Genomic DNA, 26,546 nt, shown 5'->3' on the forward strand with positions numbered 1-26,546 from the left:
GCCTATGCAGGGAGTCCCCAACGGCCCTGTGCGGGCGCTCTGTTCACATTCGTCAGTGGCCGAGATGTTTGCGCAGATGCCGGTCGATCTTCCGTTCGGCCTTGCGGTGCACCCGGTCGATGATGTCCGCCACCAGCTTGCCCCGCTTGGGCCGCGCCTCGATGTTCCCCAGCACCGACCAGCCCTCGACGAAGACGACGGGCGCGTCCGGGTCGCCGGAGTCCAGGGTGTCGACCTCGAAGTTGCCGAGGACGCCGCCGCCGGAGCCGCGCAGGGAGATGTTCTCCGGGACCTCGATCTCGACGTTGCCGAAGACGGAGACCGCCTTGATGACGACCTGCTGGTACTCGAACAGCGCCTCGCTGAGGTCGATCTCGATGTTGCCGAAGATCGAGTACGCGTGGATACGGCGGCCCGCGCGCCAGCGGCCTCTGCGGGAGGCGCTGCTGAAGACCGCGACCACGTTGTCGTCGGGCTCGACGGGTATCGCACCGGCGGTGGGGCGGCTGGGGGCCTGGGTGAACGTCGGGCCGGTCGGGCGCTGCTGGTGCTCGCCGGGCAGGTCGCGGACGAGGGGGGCCAGCTCGCCGACCGTCCGGGCGCGGTACACCCGTTCCACGCGCTCGGCGTGCTCCTCGGCGGTCAGACGGCCCTCGGCGAGGGCTTCGCGCAGGATGTCCGCGATCCGATCGCGGTCGGCGTCGGAGGCGCGCAGCTCGCCGGGGGCCGGGTCGGCGGCGGCAGCGGTCGTCGGCGCGGGCGCGGGGTCGGCGTGGGGCGCGGTCTGCTTCTCAAGGTCCACGGCAGCAGCGTACCGAAACACGATAGATCGCGATACCCCTGTTCGGAGGTCGCGTGCGCTGCATTCCGCGCGTTGCGCTGCATTCCGTGCGTTGCGCTGCATTCCGTGCGTTGCGCTGCGCTCCGTGCCTCGTGCTGCGCTCCGTGCCTCGTGCTGCGCTCCGTGCCTCGTGCTGCGCTCCGTGCCTCGTGCTGCGCGCGTCGTGCCGCGTGCCTCGTGCTGCGCGCGTCGTGCTCCGTGCCTCGTGCCGCGTGCGTCGTGCCGCGCGCCTCCCGGCGGGACCTCGACTGAGCCTTACCTCACAGGTTCACTGTCAGCGGCAGGTTCTACGCTGGTGAGCGCCCGCCAAAGGAGGCGGGCGGCCGTCTGTCGAGTGAGGAATGGGCGACATGCCTGAGTTCGCGTACACCGATCTGCTCCCCATGGGAGAGGACACCACCCCGTACCGGCTGGTGACCTCCGAGGGTGTCTCCACCTTCGAGGCCGACGGGCGGACGTTCCTCAAGGTGGAGCCGGAGGCGCTGCGCAAGCTGGCCGAGGAGGCCATCCACGACATCCAGCACTATCTGCGGCCCGCCCACCTCGCCCAGCTGCGCCGGATCATCGACGACCCCGAGGCGTCCGGCAACGACAAGTTCGTGGCCCTCGACCTGCTGAAGAACGCGAACATCGCGGCGGCGGGCGTCCTGCCGATGTGCCAGGACACGGGTACGGCGATCGTGATGGGCAAGCGCGGGCAGAACGTGCTGACGGAGGGCGGCGACGAGGCGGCGCTGAGCCGTGGCATCTACGACGCCTACACCAGGCTGAACCTGCGCTACTCGCAGATGGCTCCGCTCACCATGTGGGAGGAGAAGAACACCGGCTCGAACCTCCCGGCGCAGATCGAGCTGTACGCGACGGACGGGGGCGCGTACAAGTTCCTCTTCATGGCCAAGGGCGGCGGGTCGGCCAACAAGTCGTTCCTGTACCAGGAGACGAAGGCCGTTCTGAACGAGGCCTCCATGATGAAGTTCCTGGAGGAGAAGATCCGTTCGCTGGGTACGGCCGCCTGTCCGCCGTACCACCTGGCGATCGTGGTCGGCGGTACGTCCGCCGAGTACGCGCTCAAGACCGCGAAGTACGCCTCCGCGCACTACCTGGACGAGATCCCGGCCGAGGGGTCGCCGCTCGGGCACGGGTTCCGGGACAAGGAGCTGGAGGAGAAGGTCTTCGAGCTGACGCAGCGGATCGGGATCGGGGCGCAGTTCGGGGGCAAGTACTTCTGCCATGACGTGCGGGTGGTGCGGCTGCCGCGGCACGGGGCGTCGTGTCCGGTCGCCATCGCCGTGTCCTGCTCGGCCGACCGGCAGGCCGTCGCGAAGATCACCGCCGAGGGTGTGTTCCTGGAGCAGTTGGAGACCGATCCCGCGCGGTTCCTGCCGGAGACGACGGACGAGCACCTCGAGGCGGACGGGGATGTCGTCAGGATCGATCTGAACCAGCCGATGGAGACGGTGCTCGCGGAGCTGACGAAGTACCCGGTCAAGACGCGGTTGTCGCTTTCCGGGCCGTTGGTCGTGGCGCGGGACATCGCGCACGCGAAGATCAAGGAGCGGCTGGACGCGGGGGAGCCGATGCCGCAGTATCTGAAGGATCACCCCGTGTACTACGCCGGGCCCGCGAAGACGCCTGAGGGGTATGCGTCCGGGTCGTTCGGGCCGACCACGGCCGGGCGTATGGACTCCTACGTGGAGCAGTTCCAGGCCGCGGGGGGTTCGAGGGTGATGCTCGCCAAGGGCAATCGCAGTAAGCAGGTCACCGACGCGTGTGCCGCGCACGGGGGCTTCTACCTCGGGTCCATCGGCGGTCCGGCGGCTCGGCTCGCTCAGGACTGCATCAAGAAGGTCGAGGTCGTGGAGTACGAGGAGCTGGGGATGGAGGCGGTCTGGAAGATCGAGGTCGAGGACTTCCCCGCGTTCATCGTCGTCGATGACAAGGGCAACGACTTCTTCCAGGATCCGGCGCCTCAGCCGACGTTCACGTCCATTCCGGTGCGGGGGCCGGGGGTGGCGTAGGCCGTGGGGGGTGGTGGGGTGGTCTTCTCGCCCCCGCCGCCCCAAACGCCGGACAGGCCGGGTGGGGGGACCGATGGCGTACAACGCGGTCACCCCATGGGCCGAACCCCGGAACATCCCTGCCCTCCCGTTCGCTGTAGCCGGTATGAGCGAATACCGAATCGAGCACGACTCGATGGGCGAAGTCCGTGTCCCCGCCGATGCCAAGTGGCGGGCGCAGACGCAACGGGCCGTCGAGAACTTCCCCGTGTCCGGGCAGCGGATCGAGCGGGCGCACATCGAGGCGCTCGCGCGGATCAAGGGGGCCGCCGCGAAGGTCAACGCGCGGCTGGGAGTGCTCGACGAGGACGTCGCCGAGGCCATTCAGGAGGCCGCCCGGGAAGTCGCCGCGGGGCGGTGGGACGAGCACTTCCCCGTCGACGTGTTCCAGACCGGGTCCGGGACCTCGTCCAACATGAACACCAACGAGGTGGTCGCCACCCTCGCCAGCGAGCGCCTCGGACGGCCTGTCCACCCCAACGACCACGTCAACGCCTCGCAGTCGTCCAACGACGTCTTCCCCTCCTCCCTCCACATCGCCGCCACCGCCGCCGTCACCCGCGATCTGGTCCCCGCGCTCGACCACCTCGCCGCCTCCCTCTCCCGCAAGGCCGAGGAGTTCGCCGATGTGGTGAAGTCGGGGCGGACCCATCTGATGGACGCGACGCCCGTCACGCTCGGGCAGGAGTTCGGCGGGTACGCCGCCCAGGTGCGGTACGGCGTCGAGCGGCTGGAGGCCTCGCTGCCGCGGCTGGCCGAGCTGCCGTTGGGCGGTACCGCCGTCGGGACCGGCATCAACACCCCGCCCGGCTTCTCCGCCGCCGTCATCGAGGAGGTCGCGAGGGACACGGGGCTGCCGCTCACCGAGGCGCGGGACCACTTCGAGGCGCAGGGCGCGCGGGACGGGATCGTCGAGGTCAGCGGGCAGTTGCGGACCATCGCTGTCGGGTTGACGAAGATCGCGAACGATCTGCGGTGGATGTCCTCGGGGCCGCGTACCGGGCTCGCCGAGATCTCGCTGCCCGATCTCCAGCCGGGGTCCTCCATCATGCCCGGCAAGGTCAACCCGGTCGTCCCCGAGGCCGTCCTCATGGTCGCCGCCCAGGTCATCGGCAACGACGTCACCGTCACCACCGCGGGCGCCTCCGGCAACTTCGAGCTGAACGTCATGCTTCCGGTCATCGCGAAGAACGTGCTGGAGTCGATCCGGCTGCTCGCCAACGTCTCGCGGCTGCTCGCCGACCGGACCGTCGACGGGATCGTCGCCGACCGTGAACGCGCCCGCGAGTACGCCGAGTCCTCGCCGTCCGTCGTCACCCCGCTCAACAAGTACATCGGGTACGAGGAGGCCGCCAAGGTCGCCAAGAAGTCGCTGGCCGAGCGGAAGACCATCCGGCAGGTGGTGCTGGAGGGCGGGTACGTCGAGCGCGGTGACCTCACCGTCGAGCAGCTCGACGAGGCGCTGGACGTGCTGCGCATGACGCGGCCGTAACGCCCGGTCACCCGCGCGTGAACCGTGACGCGTACCGCAGCGTCGTACATCGGTGACACCTAAAATCCGTTCATGGCAGACGGTGGAGACGTGAGGCGAGTGGCGGCGGGCGAGGTCCCGGTGGCGTACTGGGCGTCCGGGACGCGGATCCTGTGGCGGTACCGCGAGAACGCCGGTGCCCGCTTCCACATCGCGCGCCCCGTCACCGTCGTACGCGACGACCCCGAACTGCTCGCCGTGTGGATGGCGCCGGGGACGGAGTGTGTGAAGCCCGTCCTCGTCGACGGCACTCCGGTGCACCTCGAGCCGCTCGGCAGCCGGTACACCAAGCCGCGCACCGTGCAGCGCGACCGCTGGTTCGGCACCGGGGTGCTGAAGCTGGCGCGGCCGGGTGAGCCGTGGTCGGTGTGGCTGTTCTGGGAGCCGGGGTGGCGGTTCAAGAACTGGTACGTGAACCTGGAGGAGCCGCTCACCCGGTGGGGCGGGGGTGTGGACTCCGAGGACCACTTTCTCGACATCTCCGTGCACCCGGACGGCAGTTGGCACTGGCGCGACGAGGACGAGTTCGCGCAGGCCCAGCGGGACGGGCTGATGGGTCCGGCGCAGGCCGAACGGGTGCGTGCGGCCGGGCGGGCCGCGGTCGACGTCATCAGCGCCTGGGGCGCGCCGTTCTCGGACGGCTGGGAGCACTGGCGGCCCGATCCGTCCTGGGTGGTTCCGCCTTTGCCGGAGGACTGGGATCGTACGCCCGCGCATGTGTCCTCGTGAGACCCTTGATACGCCCCCGGGCAAGAAACGTAGGATCGTCCTCCGCAAGGGCGCGTGGCAGCAACTCAGGGGGCACGTGTCGGGTCTGACCAGTTGTCACCGAGGGGCGGCAGGACGTGAGTGAGGGGTACGACGGCAAGACCCGCGCGGACCGCAGGTTCGCCGGTGGCACAGCAACAGCCTCTGACCACGCGGGAATTCCGTTCCTGGGGCACGTATTCCGGGTATCGGGACTTCTGCGGGACGAACTGCGCGTGCGGCGCACGGTGCGCACGACCCCGGACGGATGGATTCGACACGCGTGACGGAGCAGCCGACCTCCTTTGAACGCGCCCAGTCGGGCGCGGACCCCGCGATTCCTCGCGGGGCGATGCTGCGTTCTCCGGCGGGTTCCCCGGCCGCGACCGGGTTACCCGCCCAGTCCCACGCCAGTGAACCGCCCGCCACCGACCCGGCCGCCACGACCGGCCCGGAGCACGCCCAGCCCGCCGCGGCCGACCCCGGCACCCACCGGCCGCGCCCCGCGACAGCGCCCGAGCACATCCCGGCCCAGCCCGCCGACCAGGACCGCACCGGGATCGGTACGGGTCCCGGTCCCAGCGGTCAGGAACGGCGCACCGGGCACGCGGCGCTGACGCCGGGGCGGCCCACGCCCATGCGGCGCGACGGCGACCGGCTGCGCTTCGTCGGCGCCGCCACCCGGCGGATCGCCCGCGGCATCGACCTCGACGAGATCGTGATGGGGCTGTGCCGGGCGACCGTGCCGACCTTCTCCGACGCGATCCTCGTCTATCTGCGCGACCCGCTGCCGGTCGGCGACGAGCGGCCCACCGGCCCGATGCTGCTGCGGCTGCGCCGTACCGACCGGATCCCGGAGGAGCGGGACACCGAGAGCGGCTTCCTGCCCGCGCTGCCGCCGGAGCCCTCCGAGCTGACCGAGCTGACGGCCGAGCTGTCCGAGGTGCGGCCCGGCGGAGCGCTCGCCGAGGTGCTGCGCGGGGTGCGCCCGGTGTTCGCCGACGCGCCCGCGGCCCGCGCCGCGCTGCCCGAACTCCTCGGTCACGACGCCGACGCGATCGTCCCGGCCGGACAGCGCGCCATCCTCGCCCCGCTGCGCGGCCGTCGCCGGGTGATCGGCGCGGCGGTCTTCCTGCGCCGCCCGGAGCGGCTCGCCTTCGAGGCCGACGACCTGCTGGTGGCCGCCCAGCTCGCCACGCACAGCGCCCTCGGCATCGACAAGGCGGTGCTGTACGGGCGTGAGGCGTACATCGCCGATGAGCTGCAGCGCACCATGCTGCCCGAGACGCTGCCGCAGCCCACCGGGGTGCGGCTCGCCTCCCGCTACCTCCCGGCCGCCGAGACCGCGCGGGTCGGCGGCGACTGGTACGACGCCATCCCGCTGCCCGGCAGCCGCGTCGCCCTCGTCGTCGGTGACGTCATGGGGCACTCGATGACCTCCGCCGCGATCATGGGGCAGCTGCGCACCACCGCGCAGACCCTGGCCGGTCTCGATCTGCCGCCCCAGGAGGTGCTGCACCACCTCGACGAACAGGCCCAGCGCCTGGGCACCGACCGGATGGCGACCTGCCTGTACGCGGTGTACGACCCGGTCAACCACCGCATCACCGTCGCCAACGCCGGACACCCGCCGCCCGTGCTGCTGCACCTGGGCGGCCGGGCCGAGGTGCTGCGGGTGCCCGCGGGCGCCCCGATCGGCGTCGGTGGCGTGGACTTCGAGGCCGTGGAGCTGGACGCGCCCGCCGGAGGCACCCTGCTGCTCTACACGGACGGCCTGGTGGAGTCCCGACTGCGGGACGTGTGGACCGGCATAGAGCAGCTGCGCGAGAAGCTCGCCGCGACCGCGCAGCTCACCGGGCCCGACCATCCGCCGCCGCTGGAAGCCCTGTGCGACGAGGTGCTGGACATGCTCGGTCCCGGCGACCGGGACGACGACATCGCGCTGCTCGCCGCCCGCTTCGACGGGATCGCGCCGAGCGACGTGGCGTACTGGTACCTCGACCCGGAGGAGATGGCGCCCGGCAAGGCCCGGCGGCTCGCCCGGCGCGCGCTCGCCCGGTGGGGCCTGGAGGAGCTGACGGACTCGGTCGAGCTGCTGGTCAGCGAGGTCGTGACCAACGCCGTGCGCTATGCCTCCCGGCCGATCACGCTCCGGCTGCTGCGCACCGACGTGCTGCGCTGCGAGGTCGGCGACGACGTGCCCCAGCTGCCGAGGCTGCGGCAGGCTCGCGCCACCGACGAGGGCGGACGCGGGCTGTATCTGGTGAACCGGCTGGCGAGGCGGTGGGGCGCGACGCGGCTCAGCACCGGCAAGGTGGTGTGGTTCGAGCTGAACGGGTCATAGGCGGAGCAGATGCCGCGGCCACCCGGCGCCCCTGAACACCGGCCGCGTGCGCTCACGGTCACCGCCGCCTGAGCGCCGGGCAGCCGCGTCCGGTCACGGTCACGGTCACCGCCGCCCGAGCGCCGGGCCGCGTCCGCTCACCGTCACCGCCGCCCGAGCACCAGGCAGCCGTGTCCGGTCACGGTCGCCGCCTGAGCGCCGAGTGGCCGCGTCCGCTCACCGTCACCGCCGCCCGAGCACCAGGCAGCCGCGCCCCCGTCATGTCACCGGCGCCCTCGCCCGCGGCACCGTCAGGAACCCCCGAATCCACATCGGGTGATCCGGCCAGGCGCGGGCCGACACCAGGGTGCCGTCCACCACCGTCTCGGCGTCCTGGAAGGTGGTGACCCTGAACAAGAACCCCGAGGACCACTTCGTCCATATCGAGCAGGCCGCGTTCGAGCCGTCCAACATGGTGCGGGCATCGGGCCGTCCCCCGACAAGATGCTCCTCGGCCGCCTCTTCTCCTACCCCGGCACCCACCGCTACCGCATCGGCCCGAACTACGCCCAGCTCCCACCGAACCGGCCCTGTTCGCCGGTGCGCTCCTACGCCAAGGACGGCCCCATGCGCTACGAGGCCGCGCGCACCCGGCTGGTCTCCAACGTCAGCGGACACCTGCTCAACGGGGTGACCCGCCCGGTCGTCGACCGTGCCCTCCCGTACTGGCGCGCCATCGACAAGGAGACGGGCGACCGGATCGCCCGGGAGGTCAACGGGGGCTGACCTCCCGGGCCGTGTCCGGTCGCTACTCGTTGTTCCCGTTGCCGGGAGCCGCCGGGTTCTCCGGCGTCTCCTCCTCGTCCGTCTCCGTGGGCGGGGGTGCCGTCGTCGTCGGGTCGTCCGTCGGCGGTGCCGAGGTCGTCGGGTCGTCCGTCGGGGGTGCCGAGGTCGTCGGGTCCTCGGTCGCGGGCTCCGTCGTGGGCGGTTCCGTCGTCGGGGACTCCGACGTCGGCTCCTCGCTCGGCGCCTCGGAGGTCGGGGTCCAGTCCGGCTCGACGGCCGCGCCCTGGTCGGTGTCCAGGTCGAACTCGGTGACCTTGCCCATCGCGCCGAAGGTGTACTGCGCCCAGATCAGCGCGGGGAAGCCGCCACCGTTGACGCGGTAGTCGACGCCGCCCGCCTTGTAGAGCGGCACCTGCTTGTGCGGGGGCTTGTCGTCCTCGCCGAACACGCCGACCGAGGTGACCAGGTTCGGGGTGTAGCCGGTGAACCAGGCCGACTTGTTCTCGTCGGACGTACCGGTCTTGCCCGCGACCTGCTGCTCGCCCCGGGCCGGGTTGTCCCGCACGGAGACGCGGGCCGTACCGTCGTCGACCACGCCGGTGAGCACGGAGGTGACGGTGTCGGCGGCCTCGCGGCTGATCACCTGCTCGCCGATCGGGTCGGGCATCTCCACGGTGAGGTCCTTGTGCTCGGCGGAGCCCACGACCGCCGGGGTGACCTTCTTGCCGTGGTTGTCGAAGGTGGCGTAGACCCCGGCCATCTGCATCGGGCTCGCGCCCATGGAACCCAGGGTCTGGGCGGGTACGGCCTCCAGGTCGGCGCTCATGCCGAGTTCCTCGGCGACCTCCATCACGCGGTCCATGCCGACGTCGATGCCCATCTGCGCGAAGACGGAGTTGATGGACTTGTTCATCGCGGTCTGCGCGGTGACGTCGCCGTAGTCGACGTCGTCCTCGTTCGGGGGCGCGAAGCCGACCCTCTGGCCGTTGTCCACGGCCGGGCGCTCGCTGTCACCGTCGTAGATCGTGTCCGCGGAGATCGGGTCGCCGTCCTGGGTCTCGGCACCGTCCTCCAGGGCGGCGGCGAGGATCACCGGCTTGAAGGTGGAGGCGGCCTGGTAGTCGAGGCGGGTGGCGTTGTTGCGGTAGTGCTTGAGGTAGTCGACGCCGCCGTACATCGCCACCACCTTGCCGCTCTTGGGGTCGACGGACACCGCACCGGCCTGCACATCGGCGTCGACCTTGCGCTCGTCCGGGTCGAGCTTGCCGGTGAGCTGGTCCTTGACCGCCTTGACGAGCTGGGACTGCTTCTTCTTGTCGATGTTGACGGTGATCGTCCAGCCGCCCCGGTCGATCCGCGCCAGCGCCTCCTCCGTGTCGGTGGCGGCGCCCTGGTCGACGAGCTGCCGGGCGAGTTCCTGGTTGGCCGCGTTGACCAGGTAGCCGGTCTGGCCCTCCAGGCCGGGGGCGCCCGCGGGGTCCTCGGGCACCGGGAACTCCATGTCCGCGCGTTCCGCGGCGCCGAGCCAGCCCTCCTCGACCATGTTGTCCAGGACGTAGTTCCAGCGCTGCTTCACCAGCCGCTTGCCGCCGTCGGAGGCGGTCGCCCAGTCGTACTGGCTGGGCGCCTGGAGCAGCGCGGCGAGGTACGCGCCCTGCTCGACGCTGAGGTCCTCGGCGTCGACACGGTAGTAGGCCTGGGCGGCGGCCTGGATGCCGTAGGTGCCGCGGCCGTAGTAGCTGGTGTTGATGTAGCCCGCGAGGATGTCGTCCTTGGACATCTGGCGGTCCACCTTCAGGGAGATCACCAGCTCCTTGAGCTTGCGGGTGACCGTCTGTTCCTGGGTGAGGTAGTAGTTCTTGACGTACTGCTGGGTGATCGTCGAACCGCCCTGCTTGCCCTTGCCGGAAAGGGTGTTGAGGACGCCTCGCGCGGTGCCCTTCAGATCGACGCCCGAGTCGCCGTAGAAGGACTTGTTCTCGGCGGCGACAAAGGTGCGCTGCACCTCCTTGGGCACCTGGGCGAGGTCGACGACCTCGCGGTTGACCTCACCGGTGCGGGCGAGGGGGGTGCCGTCGGCGTACTGGTAGACGTTGCTCTGCTCCTGTGCGAGGGCGTTGCCCTTGGGCACGTCGATCAGCAGGTACAGCAGGATGAAGCCGCCGATGCCGAGCAGGCACAGGCCGAGGAACGTGCCGAGGATCTTCTTCCAGGTGAACAGCCTGCGTATGCCGCGAGGACCGGCCGCACGCGACGAGCGCCCGTGCGACGGTGCCGCACGTCGGCCACCGCGCTGCCGCGCCCGTCTTTCTTCGGCTCGTCCCATGAGTCCGCTCGCTCCGCTTCGTTCTCGTCCGTCTCATACGTCGGTGTCAGCCTTGCAAGCTAGCACCCGTTTATATGACCAAGTCCGTCCGATCCGGTTCTTTACGGACGTGACAATGAGCACCCGTCCCACAGGAACCGACGACTGAGGGCGGGTTGAGGTTGCTGCGATCGGGTATTGTGATATCACTTTGCAAGCACCGAACGGGGGGACCCTCATGTCCACACACGACACCGCACCCACCGCCGACGTCCCGGAGATGCCCGCCCCGCGCGTGCGCGAGTTCGCGGCGCAGAGCATCGGCGGCGGACTCGCCCTGCTGCTCGGCCTCCTCGGGCTGTTCGGCGGGGTCGCGATGGCGGTCTCCGCCGTCGCGGTCAGCTCGGGCGGCGCGAAGGCGGCGCTGATCGCCCCGGGCATCCTGATCTCGATCGCCGCGTTCCTGGCCATGTGCGGGCTGAACATGGTGGCGCCGGGCGAGGCCCGGGTGGTGCAGCTGTTCGGCCGCTACCGGGGCACGATCCGGCAGGACGGCCTGCGCTGGGTGAACCCGCTCACCAGCCGCACCCGGATCTCCACCAGGGTCCGCAACCACGAGACCGCCGTACTGAAGGTGAACGACGCCTACGGCAACCCGATCGAGCTGGCCGCGGTCGTGGTGTGGCGGGTCGAGGACACCGCGCAGGCCACCTTCGAGGTGGACGACTACATCGAGTTCGTGTCCACCCAGACCGAGGCGGCCGTGCGGCACATCGCCATCGAGTACCCCTACGACGCCCATGACGAGGACGGCCTGTCGCTGCGCGGCAACGCCGAGGAAATCACCGAGAAGCTGGCGGTCGAGCTGCACGCGCGCGTGGAGGCGGCCGGGGTGAAGATCATCGAGTCCCGCTTCACCCACCTCGCCTACGCCCCCGAGATCGCCTCGGCGATGCTCCAGCGGCAGCAGGCGGGCGCGGTCGTGGCCGCCCGGCGGCAGATCGTGGACGGCGCGGTCGGCATGGTCGAGGCGGCGCTGGCCCGGATCGCCGAACAGGACATCGTGGAGCTGGACTCGGAGCGGAAGGCGGCGATGGTGTCCAACCTGATGGTGGTGCTGTGCGGGGACCGCTCGGCGCAGCCCGTGCTGAACACCGGGACGCTCTACCAGTGACGGCGCCCCACGAGGAACCGGAGAAGCCTCGACGCCGGTCGCAGCAGCGCAAGCAGGTGCTGCTGCGGCTGGACCCCCTGGTCTACGAGGCGCTCGCCCGCTGGGCGTCCGACGAACTGCGGTCGGCCAACGCCCAGATCGAGTTCCTGCTCCGCCGGGCCCTCGCGGAGACGGGACGACTGCCTGGCGAGGCGGGGCCGATTCCCCGCCGGGGGCGACCGCCGCGGGGGCCGGAGGGCCCTGAGGGCCAGACGCGAGGCCCCGAGACCCAGTAAGGCGCTCGCGCGGCAGGCGGACGCCGCCCGGCGAGGCACGTGCGATACCGCGCCGAGGACGACCGCCCCGAGGCCCGAGGCCCGAAGACCCGGTAAGGCGCTCGCGCGGTGGGCGGACGGCTGCCCGGAGGCGGGTTCCGCTCCGCGCCGGAGGCGATCCGCCGTGAGGTCCGGAGGGTCAGGCGCGCGGTCCTGAGGCTCAGTAGCGCAACTGTGACAATCGGCTCCCACCTGCGTCGCCGTACCCGTCCCGTACTCCCTGCTGAGCACTGTGCACCCCGCGTATACACCCGAGGTATACGCCGTGTGTACAGTGCTCGCCATGTCCATCGGTCACACCCTCCTCGGACTCCTGGAGTCCGGCCCGCGCCACGGCTACGACCTGAAGCGGGCGTTCGACGAGAAGTTCGGTCAGGACCGGCCCCTGCACTACGGCCAGGTCTACTCGACGATGTCCCGTCTGCTGAAGAACGGCCTCGTCGAGGTCGAGGGCATCGAGCCCGGCGGCGGCCCGGAACGCAAGCGCTACGCCATCACCGACGCCGGGATCACCGACGTCGAACACTGGCTCGGCACGCCGGAGAAGCCCGAGCCGTACCTCCAGTCGACCCTGTACACCAAGGTCGTCCTCGCCCTGCTCACCCGGCGCGACGCCGCCGACATCCTCGACACCCAGCGCTCGGAGCATCTGCGGATGATGCGGATCCTCACCGACCGCAAGCGCAAGGGCGACCTCGCCGACCAGCTGATCTGCGACCACGCCCTGTTCCACCTGGAGGCCGATCTGCGCTGGCTGGAACTCACCGCCGCCCGTCTCGACAAGCTCGCGGAGGCGGTGAGGGCCAAGTGACCCCACCCGCCGGTTCCCTGCTCACCGCCGAGCAACTGCGCAAGGCCTACGGCCCCACCACGGCGCTGGACGGCGCCGACTTCTCGATCCACCCGGGCGAGGTCGTCGCCGTGATGGGCCCCTCGGGCTCCGGGAAGTCGACCCTGCTGCACTGCCTCGCGGGGATCGTCACCCCCGACTCCGGCTCGATCATGTACGCGGGCCAGGAGATGGCCACCATGAGCGACACCCGGCGCAGCGCGCTGCGCCGCTCGGAGTTCGGGTTCGTCTTCCAGTTCGGCCAGCTGGTGCCGGAGCTGACCTGCGTCGAGAACGTCGCCCTGCCGCTCCGGCTGAACGGCCGCCCCCGCAAGGAGGCCGAGCGCGCCGCGCTCACCTGGATGGAACGCCTGGAGGTCGACGACCTGCGCAAGAAGCGCCCCGGCGAGGTCTCCGGCGGCCAGGGCCAGCGGGTCGCGGTGGCCCGCGCGCTGGTCACCGACCCGCGCGTGCTGTTCGCCGACGAGCCGACCGGCGCGCTCGACTCCCTCAACGGCGAGCGCGTGATGGAACTGCTGACGGACGCGGCCCGCTCCACCAACGCCGCCGTCGTCCTCGTCACCCACGAGGCCCGGGTCGCCGCCTACTCCGACCGCGAGATCGTCGTACGCGACGGCAGGTCCAGGGACATGGAGCGCGCCGTATGACGGCCAGGCAGTGGTCCCGCGATCTGGCGATGGGCGTCTCCTTCGCGTTCACCGGACGCGGCGGCTGGGTCCGGGCGGTGCTCACCGGCGTGGGCGTCGGCCTGGGGGTGGCGCTGCTGCTGCTGACGACCGCGATCCCCAACGCGCTGGACGCCCGCAGCGCACGGGAGGCGGCCCGTGCGGACATCACCTACGGTCCGGCGGTCCCGGAGAAGTCGGACCACTCGCTGCTCGTAGCCGACGTCGGCGGCAGCTACCGCGACCTGTACGTCCGGGGCCGGGAGCTGGAGCCGGAGGGAGCGCGGGCGCCACTGCCGCCGGGGCTGTCCGCGTTCCCGGCGAAGGGCGAGATGGTCGTCTCCCCGGCGCTGAAGCGGCTGCTGGAGTCGGACGAGGGGAAGCTGCTGCGCGAGCGGCTGCCGGACCGGATCACCGGCACCATCGCCGAGCCCGGCCTGATCGGCTCCGCCGAACTGGCCTTCTTCAGGGGCGGACAGGGCCTCGCCCCGCACGTCGACGGCGCCACCGTGACCCGTATCGAACGCTTCGGCCGTGACCAGCAGCCGTCCGAGCCCTGGGACCCGGTGCTGATCCTGCTGATCGTGGTGCTCTTCGCGGTGCTGCTGATGCCGGTCGGGGTGTTCATCGCCGCGGCCGTGCGGTTCGGCGGGGAACGGCGCGACCGGCGGCTCGCCGCGCTGCGGCTGGTCGGCTCCGACAGCCGGATGACCCGCCGGGTGGCCGCGGGCGAGGCGCTCGCCGGGTCCGCGCTCGGCCTGGTCTTCGGCGTGGTGTTCTTCCTGATCGGCCGGGAACTGGCGGGCTCGGTCCAGGTGTTCGAGGTCAGTGTCTTCCCGGACTACCTCAACCCGTCCCCCGCGCTGGCCGCCCTGGTCGCGGTGACCGTCCCGCTGGCCGCCGTCCTGGTCACCCTGCTGGCGCTGCGGGGTGTGGTGATCGAGCCGCTGGGCGTGGTGCGCACGGCGAAGCCCGCACGGCGGCGCCTGTGGTGGCGGCTGCTGCTGCCGCTGGCCGGTCTCGCCGCCCTGTACCCCATGGTCGGCAAGGGCCGCGACAACGGCGACTTCAACCAGTACCTGGTCGTCGGCGGCGTCATGCTGCTGCTGATCGGCGTCACCGCCCTGCTGCCCTGGATCGTCGAGACGGTCGTCGCCCGGCTCGGCCCGGGCGCGGTCTCCTGGCAACTGGCCGTCCGCAGGCTGCAGTTGAGCAGCGGTACGGCGGCCCGTACCGTCAACGGCATCGCGGTCGCGGTGGCCGGTGCCATCGCCCTGCAGATGCTCTTCGCCGGTGTGGAGAACGACTACACCGAGCCCTCGGGCAACGACCTCACCCGCGCCCAGATGCAGGTCAACCTGCCCGACGACGTGGCGATCGGCGCCGCGGCGGAGCGGTTCCGGCAGACCCGGGGCGTGCGCGAGGTGGCCGCGTACTCCGAGGGCTACTTCGGGGAGCAGCGGCGGAACCCGGACGGCACCACCCAGATGACGGTCGCCGACTGCACGGCGCTGCGGGAGCTGGCGGCGCTGCCGTCGTGCCGGGACGGCGACGTGTTCCTGCTGCGCGGCGCCGACTACGAGGGGGACACACCGCGGTACGTGAAGCCGGGCCACACCGTCTACATCGACCCGTCCTACGAGGGCACTCCCCCGAGCGCGGAGGTCCCCTGGACCCTCCCGACCGGCCTCAAGGACGCCAAGTCGCGCAAGGACATGACCGGCGTACGGCGCGGGGGCCTGCTGGTCACCCCGGCCGCGCTGCCGGAGGGGGCCGCCACGGCGCTGCGCGGCCAGGTGTACCTGTCCGTCGACGGCTCGGTGCCGGACGCCCCCGAGCTGGTGCGCAACACGGCCGCGGCGCTCTCCCCGCTGGCCCAGCCCTACAGCTGGTCGGCCACCGAGCGCTCCGAGCGCTACGACTCCCTGCGCACCGGCCTGTACGTGGGCGCCGCCTGTGTCCTGACCCTGATCGGCGCGAGCCTGCTGGTCTCCCAGCTGGAGCAGTTGCGGGAACGCCGCAGGCTGCTGTCGGCCCTGGTCGCCTTCGGCACCCGGCGCCGTACGCTCAGCCTGTCGGTCCTGTGGCAGACGGCGGTCCCGGTCGCCCTGGGCCTGGCCCTGGCCGCGACGGTGGGTCTGACGCTGGGCACGGTCCTGCTGCGGATGGCGGACACGCCGGTGACGGTGGACTGGGCGAGCGTGCTGACGATGACCGGCATCGGCGCGGGCGTCGTCCTCGCGGTGACGCTGCTCAGCCTGCCGCCGCTGTGGCGCCTGATGCGCCCGGAGGGTCTGCGGACCGAGTGACGGGGGGCGGTGCGCCGTCCTCCAGCACCCGCACCGGAAGCGGCCGCAGTGCCTCGCGCAGTGCGGCCGCCAGCTCCTCGTACTCCCCCGCGCGGGCCGCGCCGGTACGCATGGCGAGGGCGATACGGCGGGTCGGGGCGGGTTCGGCGAAGTCCGCGGTACGGAGCTGGGTACTGCGCCGGGTCTCCACGGTCAGGGCGGTACGGGGCAGCAGCGTGCAGCCCAGCCCTCCGGCGACGAGCTGGACGAGGGTCGACAGCCCGGCGGCCGTCGTGCTCACGTCGACGTCCTCCCGCCCGACCTCCCGGCAGATGTCGAGGGCCTGGTCCCGCAGGCAGTGCCCCTCGTCGAGCAGCAGCAGATGCAGCACCCGCAACGCCTCGCGCGGGATGCCCCGCCCTCCGCCGAGCCGATGATCGAGCGGCGTGACGAGCACGAAGTCCTCGTCGAACAACGGCAGTTCACTCACCCCCGGCATACCCAGCGGCACGGCGAGCAGCAGCAGATCCAGCCGACCCCCGGTGAGCCCGTCCAGCAGACTGGCGGTCTGCTCCTCGTGCACCTGGAGGTCGAGGTGCGGATACCGCTCACGCACCAGCCGCAGCACGGTCGGCAGCAGGTACGGCGCCACCGTCGGGATGACCCCGAGCCGCAGCGCCCCGGTGAACGGCGCGCGGACCGCCTCCGCCTCCTCCAGCAGCGCCCCGACCTCCGCCAGCACCGCCTTCGCCCGCACCGCGAGGCGCTCACCGGCCGGGGAGAGCAGCACCTTGCGGGTCGTCCGCTCGACCAGCGTCACCCCGAGGGTCTCCTCCAGGGCGGACACGGCACCCGAGAGGGCGGGCTGGCTCATCCCGATCGCGGCGGCGGCGTCGCGGAAGTGCAGATGCTCGGCGACGGCGGAGAAGGCGCGGAGCTGGGCGAGGCTGGGCTGCCGCTTGCGCACCGCGCCGGGACTACCGATGGTCACTGATAACTACCTCCGATCAACCTGACCGAGTGTAGCTATTTCCCGGATCAATTCCTCTCGTGCCAAGATCGGCACCTGTCCAACCCATGGGAAAACCCCGACAAAATCGGGTGTTTCCTCGCTGCAAGGAGAGCTAGTGCTCACTGTCGGTGACAAGTTCCCCGAGTTCGAACTGACCGCCTGCGTCTCGCTGGAGAAGGGCAAGGAGTTCGAGAAGATCAACCACAAGACCTACGAGGGCAAGTGGAAGGTCATCTTCGCCTGGCCGAAGGACTTCACCTTCGTGTGCCCGACCGAGATCGCCGCCTTCGGCAAGCTGAACGAGGAGTTCGCCGACCGCGACGCCCAGGTCCTCGGCTTCTCCGGCGACTCGGAGTTCGTCCACCACGCCTGGCGCAAGGACCACGACGACCTGCGTGACCTGCCGTTCCCGATGATGGCGGACTCCCGGCACGAGCTGATGCGGGACCTGGGCATCGAGGACGAGGAGGGCTTCGCCAAGCGTGCGGTCTTCGTCGTCGACCAGAACAACGAGATCCAGTTCGCCATGGTGACCGCCGGTTCCGTGGGCCGTAACCCCAAGGAGGTCCTGCGGGTCCTCGACGCCCTCCAGACGGACGAGCTGTGCCCGTGCAACTGGTCCAAGGGCGACGAGACGCTGGACCCGGTCGCGCTGCTCGCCGGGGAGTGACGGCACCGACATGTCCCTCGACACCCTGAAGTCCCGTATACCGGACTACGCCAAGGACCTGAAGCTCAACCTGGGCTCGGTCATCGGCAACTCCGACCTCCCGGCGCAGCAGCTGTGGGGCACGGTCCTGGCCACGGCGATCGCCTCGCGCTCCCCGATCGTGCTGCGCGAACTGGAGCCGGAGGCGAAGGCGAACCTGACGCCGGAGGCCTACCAGGCGGCCAAGGCGGCAGCGGCGGTCATGGCCATGAACAACGTCTTCTACCGCACCCGCCATCTCCTCTCCGACCACGAGTACGGCACCCTGCGCGCCGGTCTCCGCATGAACGTCATCGCCAACCCCGGCGTCGACAAGGTCGACTTCGAGCTGTGGTCCTTCGCCGTCTCCGCCATCAACGGCTGCGGCATGTGCCTCGACTCCCACGAACAGGTCCTCCGCAAGGCGGGCCTCGACCGCGAGACCATCCAGGAGTCCTTCAAGATCGCCTCGGTGATCCAGGCGGTGGGGGCGACGGTGGAGGCGGAGGCGGTGCTGGCGGGGTAGGGACGGGGCACCGCCCCGCCCACCCGTGCCGCCCCGGCGGCACGGGTGCCCGCGGCTGGACGGGGTGCCCGCACACCGCCGCCTGCGGCGCAGGGGTGCAGGGGACGAAGTGCCCGCCGGGGTCTGGGGCGGAGCCCCAGGCCGGGGCCTGTCAACTGGCCGAGACGGGCGGGTGGGTGGGAAACGCCCGGGGTCTGGGGCGAAGCCCCAGGGTGGGAACCCCTTTCAACCAACCGAGACGGGTGGGTGGGTGGGCAAACACCCGGGGTCTGGGGCGGAGCCCCAGGCGTCCGGCGGGGGCGGGCCCGCCTCAGGAACCCCGTTCCACGGGTGGCGCCGGTTCCGAGGGCGTTGCCCTCGCCCGCGCCGTTTCCTCCGCGTAAGAGCGCAGGTAGCCGACGACCGTGTTGGTGACGGCCACCAGGGGGACGGCGACCACCGCGCCGCCGATGCCCGCGATCATGCCGCCCGCCGTTACCGAGAGGACGACGGCGAGGGGATGCACTCGCACCGCGCGGCCGAGGATGAAGGGCTGGAGGATGTGGCCTTCGATCTGCTGGACCGCGAGTACGACCGCCAGGGTCATCACCGCGGTGAACACGCCTTGCGTCACCAGGGCCACGACCACCGCCAGCGCGCCCGACACCACCGCGCCGACCAACGGGATGAAGGCGAAGAGGAAGATGAAGACGGCGAGCGGGACGGCCATCGGGACGTCCAGGAAATAGATGCCCAGGCCGATGAAGATCGCGTCGATCAGGGCCACGACCACCGTGCCCCGCACATACGCCGTCAGCGTCCGCCACGCCCGCGGCCCCGCCCCCGCGACCCCCGGCCGAGCCGCCGCGGGCACCAGCTTCAGGCACCACTCCCAGATCCGCCTGCCGTCGTAGAGCAGGAAGAGGGTGGAGAAGACGGCCAGCAGGATGCCGGTCAGCGTCTCCACGACCACCGTCACGCCCTCGAGCCCGGCGGACGTGATCTGATCCGTGTTCGCCCCGACCGCCTCCCGCAGGTTCTTGGCGATCTCGTTGATCTGTTTGTCCGTGACGTGGAAGGGGCTGTCCAGCAGCCACCGCCGCAGTTCCTCGATGCCGTCCTGCACCTGGTCGGAGAGATCGTCGATGTTCTCCATGACCTGCCAGGTCACGAACCACCCGATCAGCCCCATCACCACGAAGCCCAGCACCGCGGCCAGCGCGGTCGCCGCCCCACGCGGCAACCCGAGCCGCCGCAGCCGCGCCACGGTCGGCTGCAGCAGCGCGGTCATCAGCAGCGAGGCCACGAACGCCAGCACCACCAACTGCACGGCACTGATGACCCGCATCAGCACCCACACCGTCCCGGCGAGCACCAGCAGCCGCCACCCGGCCTCGGCGGCCACCCGCACCCCCCACGGCACGGCCTGCGCCGGATCGGGACGGGCCTGCACCAGGGGCGGATGATCAGGGGGCGGCGGCACCTGCGAGGCAGTGGACGGCTCCGACCGCTCCTTGGCGTGTTCCCGCTCCGCCTCGGCCCGCCGTTCGCTCCACCGCTTGCTCATCGCGGTGAGCCCGGCACCGAGTCTGCCGAGCCACCCTGGCACTCGCGACATGATCCGTCCTCTTCCCCCGTTCTTCCCCACCACTCCCCCCGGAGTCGTCGGATCCGACCGTACAGTGCGCGGGGCCCGGACAGCGCGAAAGCCCCTCCCCTAGGACGGGGAAGGGCCGCGCGAGGTTGAGACCGGCCGGTCAGCCCGGCAGGCTCCGGGTCAGTACCAGTTGTTGGCCTGCCAGAAGTCCCAGGCGCCACAGGGGCTGCCGTAGCGCTCGTTCATGTAGTTCAGGCCCCACTGGATCTGCGTGGCCGGGTTGGTCTGCCAGTCGGCGCCGACCGACGACATCTTCGAGCCGGGCAGGGCCTGGAAGAGACCGTAGGCGCCGGAGGAGGGGTTGACCGCCTTGTAGTTCCAGTCGGACTCGTGGTCCACGATGTTGCTGAAGCACGTCCACTGGTCGGCGGGGACCACCTGCCGTGCCATCGACTGGATCTGCGCGATGGTGTAGGAACTCTGGACCGCGAAGGTGGTGGAGTCCCGGGCCGCGTCGCGGCTGGCCTGCTCCTCGGCCTCCTCGCGCTCCTTGGCCTCCTGGGCGGCCTTCGCCGCCTTCTCGGCGGCTTCCTTCTTCTCGATCGCGGTCTGGGCGGCAGCCTTACGGGCCGCTTCCTCCGCTTCCTTCTTGGCACTGGCGTCCGCGGCGATGGCCTGCACGTCGGCCTGCTGCGTCAGGGACGCGGTCTGCACCTGGGCCTGCTGGCCCGCGGGTATGTCCGCGAGGAGCGTCAGGTCGGTTGCCGCCGCCTCGGCGTCGTTGTCCTGGGCGGTGCTGCCCGAGGCAACGCCGACGACGCTTCCGACTGCGGTGACCGCGGTGGCGGAGGCCACTGCGAATCCCCGGACCGAGATCCGGCTCACACGGTTTTCCTTCCAGCATCGCCCGCTTCGGTGACCCTGGCGGACGCAATCGTGCCCCTGGCACTGGCCTCCCCAACTGCGGGGTCACGGGAGGCACGGGCCCGGTGGGCAACTCCCCAGCGGGGGAGCGCCGCGTGGTGCTCGGGCGGCATACGACGGCTGCTATGGAGTTGTTGCCTGTGGTGTGCCGTGGTGCTGGGGGCACAGGTGTGTCGTATGCGGGGCCTGACAGGTCTGAGACTCTGCCGTAACCGGACGGCGCAAGGCAATTCCGAGTTGCGTGTGAAAGCTCACACGCAGTTCGCCCCTGGGGATTTCGGCTTTCCGCCCCACACGACGGCGCCGCCCGGCTAGGCTCTGAGCCTTTGCCGGACGGCGCCAACTGCCGCGTAACCGCCCCGAGCTGGGGCGCGTCGGTCAGATCTGCCCATCCTCCAGCATTTCGGTCACAAGGGCGGCGATCTGGGACCTCTCGGACCGGGTCAGGGTGACATGGGCGAAGAGCGGATGGCCCTTCAGCTTCTCCACGACGGCCACCACACCGTCGTACCGCCCGACCCGCAGATTGTCGCGTTGCGCCACGTCATGGGTCAGGACGACCCGCGAATTGGCCCCGATCCTGGACAGAACGGTCAGCAGGACGTTCCGCTCCAGGGACTGGGCCTCGTCCACGATGACGAACGCGTCATGCAGCGAGCGGCCACGGATGTGGGTGAGCGGCAGGACCTCCAGCATGCCCCGCGCGGTGACCTCCTCGATGACCTCACGGCTCGTCACCGCCGACAGGGTGTCGAAGACCGCCTGCGCCCAGGGGCTCATCTTCTCGGCCTCGGTGCCGGGCAGATAGCCCAGTTCCTGCCCGCCCACGGCGTACAGCGGCCGGAAGACCATCACCTTCTGGTGCTGTCGGCGCTCCAGGACCGCCTCGAGACCCGCGCACAGCGCGAGCGCCGACTTGCCGGTGCCCGCCCGGCCGCCCATCGACACGATCCCCACGTCCGGGTCGAGGAGCAGATCGAGCGCGATCCGCTGCTCGGCGCTGCGCCCCTTGATGCCGAACGCCTCCCGGTCGCCGCGCACCAGCCGGACGTTGCCCTCGGGCGTGATCCGGCCGAGCGCCTTGCCGCGCTCCGACTGGATGGTCAGGCCGGTGTGCACGGGCAGGTCGGCGGCCTCGGGGACGTGGAGGTGTCCTTCCTCGAAGAGGATGTCCACCTGTTCCCCGGGCAGGGTCAGTTCCGACATCCCGGTCCAGCCGGAGGAGTCCGTGATGGCGAGTTCGGCGCGGTACTCCTCGGCCAGCAGCCCGACGGAGGAGGCCTTGATCCGCAGCGGCAGGTCCTTCGACACGACGGTGACGTCGAACCCCTCGGCCTGCAGGTTGCGGGCGACCGCGAGGATGCGTGAGTCGTTGTCACCCAGGCGGTAGCCGCTGGGCAGCACGCTGGGGTCCGAGTGGTTCAGCTCGACACGGAGCGTGCCGCCGAGGTCCCCGGTCGGGATGGGGGCGTCGAGACGGCCGTACCGGACGCGGTAGTCGTCGAGCAGCCTGAGGGCCTGCCGGGCGAAGTAGCCGAGTTCGGGATGGTGCCGCTTGGCCTCCAGCTCCGTGACCACGACGACGGGGAGCACGACCTCGTGTTCCTCGAAGCGGCTCAGGGCGTTCGGGTCGGCCAGCAGGACGCTGGTGTCGAGAACATAGGTGCGCCGGTCTGGCTTGTGGCGCTTTGTGCTGGTCACCACGGAAGGACGTACCCCCTCGGATGAGGTCGGGGAGCGACGGAGTGGAGCTGGACCGGTCCACGGCCGCGATGCACTGCGGGCCGAGAACCGGCCCTCCGCTGCTGCGTCCGCGCGGTAGACGCACGATCGGGCTGGTGCAAAGGGCCTCCCGGGCGGACGGCCCCGTGCCGCCCGCTGAGATCCGACACCCGTGGTTCGGGTGTCGACCTGATTGGCTTATGCCCTCGAACACGCGCCGCCATGCCACGGCATATGACGGCGCGCTGGTGAACTCCGTGTTACGGACGGCCTGGTGATCGCCGCGGAAGGGGTACGTCAGCCGCCGTAGCGGCGGTGGCGGGCCGCGTAGTCACGCAGGGCGCGCAGGAAGTCGACCTTGCGGAAGGCGGGCCAGAAGACGTCGCAGAAGTAGTACTCGGAGTGCGCCGTCTGCCAGAGCATGAATCCGGACAGCCGCTGTTCGCCGCTGGTCCTGATCACCAGGTCCGGGTCCGGCTGGGCGCCCGTGTAGAGATGACGGCCGATCATGTCGATGTCGACGGACTCGGCGAGTTCGTCCATGGGCACGCCGCTGTCGTGGGCGTCGAGGAGCATCGAGCGCACCGCGTCGGCGATCTCCTGGCGACCGCCGTAGCCGATGGCGAAGTTGACCACTATGCCGTCGACGTGCGCGGTGTCCTCCTGCGCCCCCTTGAGGGTGTGCTGCATCTCGGCGGGCAGCAGGTCCATGTTGCCGACGTGGCGCACGCGCCAGCGGCCGTCGGCGGCGAGGGAGCGGACGACGTCGTCGATGATGCCGAGCAGCGGGACCAGTTCGTCGGCGGGACGGTCGAAGTTGTCCGTCGACAGCAGCCAGAGGGTGACGACCTCGACCTCGGTCTCGGTGCACCAGCCGAGGAACTCCCCGATCTTCTCGGCACCGGCCCGGTGACCGTGCACGGTGGACGAGCCCGCGGCCTTCGCCCAGCGGCGGTTGCCGTCCATGATGACGCCGATGTGCTTGGGCACCTGAGCGTGGTCCAGGTGGCCTTCCACCCGGCGTGCGTACAGCCTGACCAGCAGGCTACGCAGCTTGTCGCGCAGGTTCACGTGATCGTCAGCCCCTCCGTGCGTGGCGGTCCCCGCTGGCGAAGCGTACCCCCGCGGGACGGGGGGCGGAGCCCGGGGTGCCGGGCGTCGAGGCGCCGCAGCGGGCGGTCGAAGAGGCGGGTGCGCGGGCGCCCCGAGGGGCCGGAACGCGGAAGTCCGCCGGGGCGGGGGCGCGCGAAAAGCGACCGGGCGCGGGCAGGAAACGGGCATGAAAAAACGGGCCGGTCCGTGGGGGGGAGACGGACCGGCCCGAGGGGGGGCTTCCACCATAACCCTTCGTAAGTGATGCTGGGTGCATCTGCGTGCCACAACTACTCTCCGAATTCGCCCGGCAACGCGCCGATGGTCGCGGAATGCCGGGTTCACCAGGGGTTCATGGCCGAATCGCAGCGGATTCAAGGCGACACGCGACGTCCCCCTGATGGGCTAACCGGAGGTCGGACGCGCGCTTGACGCGGTACACGGCACCGCGCAGCCCCCTCCACCGCGCGGTGCCGCCCCGCGCAGCTTTGCTGGCGCGAATTACCTTGGTCTGAACCTACCCGAGCCTCCGGGGCCGAATCGAGCCACCCCCGATAACGATGTGAAAACCACACCGGCCGCCCGGCTATTTACCGATCGCTTTTCCGGGCGTCGAACAGGTGCCGGGTGCTGTGGGCGACGAACGGCCCGTCGGCGCGGATCCGCTCATGCAGGGCACGCAACCTGGGCTCGTACGCGGCGACGGTGAACCCCGGCACCATCCACACCACCTTGCGCAGGAAGTGCACGACGGCGGCGATGTCATGGAACTCGACGCGCAGCCGCTCCGCCCTCAGCTCCACCACCTCGAGCCCGGCGGCCGCGGCGGCGGCGCGCTCGCGCCCGGGGTCGCGGGCGCCGCGGACCGCCTCCGGCTGCGGGCCGAGGAAGAACTCCACCAACTCGAAGACGCTGTTCGGCCCGACGTGCTGGGCGAAGTAGGTACCGCCGGGCCGCAGCACCCGGACGATCTCCGCCCACTGCGGGCGCACCGGATGCCTGCTGGAGACCAGGTCGAAGGCGGCGTCCGGGAAGGGCAGCGGCGCGTCCTCCGGCACGGCGACGACGGTGACGCCGCGCGGCCCGAGCAGGCCGGTGGCCTTGGCGGCGTTCGGCGGCCAGCCCTCGGTGGCGGCGACCCGGGCGGGCGCCGCCGGAGCGGCCCGGCCCAGGGCGAAGTCCAGCACCTCGCCGCCCCCGGTCTGCACGTCCAGCGCCGCCCCGGCCCGCGCCAGCCGACCGGCCAGCGACTCCGCGTACCGCCAGGACGGCCGCTCCTCGGTGGCCCGGCCCTCGAACCAGGAGAAGTCCCAGCCCTCGGTGGGCACGGCGGCGCCCTCGGCGGTCAGTTCCTCGAAGGAAGCCTGTCGATCACCCATGGCTCACGGCACGAGCGGCCGGACCTCCTCGGCCACGAACCGCACGAACCCCTCCGGGTCGGGCTCGTCCCCCGTCGGCTGGAGGACCACGGTGTCGGCCCCGGCCTCCGCGAACCGCGCCACCGCCTTGGCGACGGCACCGGCGTCCCCCGCCACGCCGACCTCGGGTACGTCGGCCAGACCCTCGGCGACGAGTTCCGCACGCACCCGGGCGGCGGCGTCGGGACCGGTGGCGGCGAGGAGGTAGACGACGACGCGGTGCGGGTCGGTACGACCGGCCGACGCCCGCCCCTCGTCGATCAGCCGCCGCGCCTCCCGTACGCCGTCCGGGGAGGTGGCCGAGGTGAGCAGGGTGCCGTCCGCCGCCGCACCGGCCAGCCGCAGCGTGCGCGGCCCGGTGGCACCGGCGAGCACCTCCGGCGCCTCGGCGGGCGGCCAGTCGAGGGCCACGTCGTCCAGGCGGACGTACCGCCCCTCGGTGGTGAGGCGCTCGCCGCGCAGCAGGGCGCGCAGGGCGTCGAGGTGTTCGCGCAGCAGGGTCAGCGGCGACTCGGCGCGGGCGCCGACCTGCCCCATCCAGTCCTGCACACCGTGCCCGACGGCGAGGACGGGACGGCCCGGGAACATCCGGTACAGCGCGGCGGCCTCCATCGCGGTGAGGGCGACGTTGCGCAGCGGCACCGGCAGCAGACCGATGCCGACCCGGAGCCGTTCGGTCCAGGCGAGGGCGGCGGCGGCCGTGGAGATCCCGCCCTCACGGAAGCAGTCCTCCCACAGCCACAGTTCCTCCAGGCCCGCCTCGTCGGCGAGGCGGGCGACCTCGCGCAGCCGCTCGGGCGGGAGTTGCGGACGGAAGACAGCGCCGAGTCCAGTCATGGGATCTTCCTAGCGGGCGCACGCCGGTACGACAACCGCTTATCCGTACGCCGCCATGCCGCCCAGCACGACCCCCGTGAACGCCCCGCCGATCATGAACGGCCCCAGCGGGATCGCCGACTTGCGGCTCGCGCGGCGCAGGGCGATCAGGGAGAGGCCGTACAGGGCACCGTAGGCGAGACCCGCGAGGGCGCCGGTGAACAGGACGGACCAGCCGTACCAGCCGAGGGCCGCGCCCAGGCCCAGGGCCAGCTTCACATCGCCGAAGCCCATGCCGGACGGGTTGACGAGGAAGAGGACCAGGTACCCGGCGCCCAGCACGAGCGCCCCGAGCACCGCCATGCCCCAGGAGCCCCCGTCGGCGGGCAGCGCGGCGGCGGCGCCGAGCAGGACGAGGATCCCGGCGGCGAGCGGCAGCGTCAGCACGTCGGGCAGCCGCTGCACCCGCTGGTCGACCAGGGCGAGGAGGACGGCGAACGGCGCGACCGCCAGCCACACCACGACCTCGGGACGCGCCCCGGTCGCGGCGCCGAGCACGGCGCAGACCACGGCGGTGAGCGTGGCGACGAGGGCGGCGCTGGGCCCGTACGGCGCACAGCCGGTCTCCACGCACCGCGCCCGCCCCACCCAGCCCCCGAACGCGCCCGTGATCCGGTGCCCGCCCGGACACCGCTCGCTCCACGGCTCCCCGGCGGCCACCGAGAACCGGTGAGCGGCCCGCGGCAGCAGCAGCCCGGCTCCCCCGCCCCACAGGGCGGCCACGAGGACGATGAGTGCGCGCACGCCCGGACCCTAATCCGCCCCGGCCGCACCCGGCATGGGCCCGTGGACCCATGTGGGGCCCACTCGCCACCGGATACGGTCCCCGCA

At 71.4% G+C, this 26,546-nt stretch carries 21 protein-coding genes and 2 pseudogenes; 12 read left to right on the plus strand and 11 right to left on the minus strand.

Annotated elements, in window-relative coordinates:
• Positions 1-52: 52 nt before the first annotated feature.
• Positions 53-802: a DUF1707 domain-containing protein gene (locus ACFVQG_RS20320; protein ID WP_383384816.1), complete on the minus strand. Its 750-nt coding sequence runs from the start codon at positions 800-802 to the stop codon at positions 53-55.
• A 389-nt stretch (positions 803-1,191) separates the two neighbouring features.
• On the opposite strand from ACFVQG_RS20320, the gene ACFVQG_RS20325 reads away from it, so the two are divergent.
• The 4 genes from ACFVQG_RS20325 to ACFVQG_RS20340 all read left to right on the plus strand — a co-directional run bounded on the left by ACFVQG_RS20325 (position 1,192) and on the right by ACFVQG_RS20340 (position 7,520).
• Entirely contained in the window at positions 1,192-2,859 is a 1,668-nt protein-coding gene (locus ACFVQG_RS20325) for a fumarate hydratase (protein ID WP_383384819.1), read from the plus strand.
• Between the two features lie 145 nt (positions 2,860-3,004).
• Positions 3,005-4,390 carry a class II fumarate hydratase gene (locus ACFVQG_RS20330; protein ID WP_383384823.1) on the plus strand — a complete coding sequence of 462 codons (1,386 nt, stop codon included), beginning with the start codon at positions 3,005-3,007 and terminating at the stop codon, positions 4,388-4,390.
• A 72-nt stretch (positions 4,391-4,462) separates the two neighbouring features.
• Complete coding sequence (locus tag ACFVQG_RS20335) at positions 4,463-5,158, plus strand: DUF402 domain-containing protein (protein ID WP_383384826.1); 696 nt, start codon at positions 4,463-4,465, stop codon at positions 5,156-5,158.
• A 286-nt stretch (positions 5,159-5,444) separates the two neighbouring features.
• Positions 5,445-7,520 carry a SpoIIE family protein phosphatase gene (locus ACFVQG_RS20340; RefSeq protein WP_383384829.1) on the plus strand — a complete coding sequence of 692 codons (2,076 nt, stop codon included), beginning with the start codon at positions 5,445-5,447 and terminating at the stop codon, positions 7,518-7,520.
• Positions 7,521-7,778: 258 nt separating this feature from the next.
• Here ACFVQG_RS20340 and ACFVQG_RS20345 read toward each other — a convergent pair.
• Positions 7,779-7,901, minus strand: a pseudogene (locus ACFVQG_RS20345) (peptidase); the annotation flags it as partial.
• 1 nt (position 7,902) lies between these two features.
• Between ACFVQG_RS20345 and ACFVQG_RS20350 the strand changes: the two are divergent.
• Positions 7,903-8,285 (plus strand): annotated as a pseudogene (locus ACFVQG_RS20350) (catalase); the annotation flags it as partial.
• Between the two features lie 22 nt (positions 8,286-8,307).
• Here ACFVQG_RS20350 and ACFVQG_RS20355 read toward each other — a convergent pair.
• Positions 8,308-10,611, minus strand: coding sequence for a transglycosylase domain-containing protein (locus ACFVQG_RS20355; RefSeq protein ID WP_383384832.1), 2,304 nt, complete (start codon positions 10,609-10,611; stop codon positions 8,308-8,310).
• Between the two features lie 217 nt (positions 10,612-10,828).
• Between ACFVQG_RS20355 and ACFVQG_RS20360 the strand changes: the two genes are divergently transcribed.
• The 5 genes from ACFVQG_RS20360 to ACFVQG_RS20380 all read left to right on the plus strand — a co-directional run bounded on the left by ACFVQG_RS20360 (position 10,829) and on the right by ACFVQG_RS20380 (position 15,902).
• Positions 10,829-11,764 (plus strand): SPFH domain-containing protein, encoded by a 936-nt coding sequence (locus tag ACFVQG_RS20360; RefSeq protein ID WP_383384835.1) that lies wholly within the window; start codon positions 10,829-10,831, stop codon positions 11,762-11,764.
• Complete coding sequence (locus ACFVQG_RS20365; protein WP_383384838.1) at positions 11,761-12,039, plus strand: hypothetical protein; 279 nt, start codon at positions 11,761-11,763, stop codon at positions 12,037-12,039. The genes ACFVQG_RS20360 and ACFVQG_RS20365 overlap by 4 nt, the downstream gene beginning before the upstream one ends.
• 322 nt (positions 12,040-12,361) lie before the next feature.
• A complete protein-coding gene (locus ACFVQG_RS20370; protein WP_383384841.1) occupies positions 12,362-12,889 on the plus strand; it encodes a PadR family transcriptional regulator in 528 nt (175 codons plus the stop codon).
• The gene (locus ACFVQG_RS20375) at positions 12,886-13,575 is read left to right on the plus strand and encodes an ABC transporter ATP-binding protein (protein WP_383384846.1); all 690 of its coding nucleotides are present in this window, start codon (positions 12,886-12,888) and stop codon (positions 13,573-13,575) included. Before ACFVQG_RS20370 ends, ACFVQG_RS20375 begins: the two co-directional genes overlap by 4 nt.
• Entirely contained in the window at positions 13,572-15,902 is a 2,331-nt protein-coding gene (locus tag ACFVQG_RS20380; protein ID WP_383384849.1) for an ABC transporter permease, read from the plus strand. Before ACFVQG_RS20375 ends, ACFVQG_RS20380 begins: the two co-directional genes overlap by 4 nt.
• On the opposite strand, the gene ACFVQG_RS20385 is transcribed toward ACFVQG_RS20380, so the two are convergent.
• Positions 15,847-16,866 (minus strand): LysR substrate-binding domain-containing protein, encoded by a 1,020-nt coding sequence (locus ACFVQG_RS20385; RefSeq protein ID WP_383385570.1) that lies wholly within the window; start codon positions 16,864-16,866, stop codon positions 15,847-15,849. The genes ACFVQG_RS20380 and ACFVQG_RS20385 overlap by 56 nt on opposite strands.
• A gap of 142 nt (positions 16,867-17,008) precedes the next feature.
• Here ACFVQG_RS20385 and ACFVQG_RS20390 point away from each other — a divergent pair, with 142 nt between their 5' ends.
• Both ACFVQG_RS20390 and ACFVQG_RS20395 read left to right on the plus strand, forming a co-directional pair.
• Entirely contained in the window at positions 17,009-17,563 is a 555-nt protein-coding gene (locus ACFVQG_RS20390; protein ID WP_383384852.1) for a peroxiredoxin, read from the plus strand.
• 10 nt (positions 17,564-17,573) lie between these two features.
• The gene (locus ACFVQG_RS20395) at positions 17,574-18,107 is read left to right on the plus strand and encodes an alkyl hydroperoxide reductase (RefSeq protein ID WP_383384855.1); all 534 of its coding nucleotides are present in this window, start codon (positions 17,574-17,576) and stop codon (positions 18,105-18,107) included.
• A 310-nt stretch (positions 18,108-18,417) separates the two neighbouring features.
• Here ACFVQG_RS20395 and ACFVQG_RS20400 read toward each other — a convergent pair whose 3' ends face one another.
• The 7 genes from ACFVQG_RS20400 to ACFVQG_RS20430 all read right to left on the minus strand — a co-directional run bounded on the left by ACFVQG_RS20400 (position 18,418) and on the right by ACFVQG_RS20430 (position 26,459).
• Complete coding sequence (locus tag ACFVQG_RS20400; RefSeq protein WP_383384858.1) at positions 18,418-19,704, minus strand: AI-2E family transporter; 1,287 nt, start codon at positions 19,702-19,704, stop codon at positions 18,418-18,420.
• Positions 19,705-19,863: 159 nt separating this feature from the next.
• On the minus strand, positions 19,864-20,568 hold the full coding sequence (locus tag ACFVQG_RS20405) for a transglycosylase SLT domain-containing protein (RefSeq protein WP_383384861.1): 705 nt from the start codon (positions 20,566-20,568) through the stop codon (positions 19,864-19,866).
• A gap of 417 nt (positions 20,569-20,985) precedes the next feature.
• A complete protein-coding gene (locus ACFVQG_RS20410; protein WP_383384864.1) occupies positions 20,986-22,311 on the minus strand; it encodes a PhoH family protein in 1,326 nt (441 codons plus the stop codon).
• 315 nt (positions 22,312-22,626) lie between these two features.
• Positions 22,627-23,400 carry an isoprenyl transferase gene (locus ACFVQG_RS20415; protein ID WP_383384867.1) on the minus strand — a complete coding sequence of 258 codons (774 nt, stop codon included), beginning with the start codon at positions 23,398-23,400 and terminating at the stop codon, positions 22,627-22,629.
• A gap of 611 nt (positions 23,401-24,011) precedes the next feature.
• Positions 24,012-24,800: a methyltransferase domain-containing protein gene (locus tag ACFVQG_RS20420; protein ID WP_383384870.1), complete on the minus strand. Its 789-nt coding sequence runs from the start codon at positions 24,798-24,800 to the stop codon at positions 24,012-24,014.
• 3 nt (positions 24,801-24,803) lie between these two features.
• Positions 24,804-25,676 (minus strand): LLM class flavin-dependent oxidoreductase, encoded by an 873-nt coding sequence (locus ACFVQG_RS20425; RefSeq protein ID WP_383384873.1) that lies wholly within the window; start codon positions 25,674-25,676, stop codon positions 24,804-24,806.
• Between the two features lie 39 nt (positions 25,677-25,715).
• Positions 25,716-26,459 carry a prepilin peptidase gene (locus ACFVQG_RS20430; protein WP_383384876.1) on the minus strand — a complete coding sequence of 248 codons (744 nt, stop codon included), beginning with the start codon at positions 26,457-26,459 and terminating at the stop codon, positions 25,716-25,718.
• Between the last annotated feature and the right edge of the window lie 87 nt (positions 26,460-26,546).

Source organism: Streptomyces sp. NPDC057877, assembly GCF_042796855.1.
GTDB lineage: Bacteria > Actinomycetota > Actinomycetes > Streptomycetales > Streptomycetaceae > Streptomyces.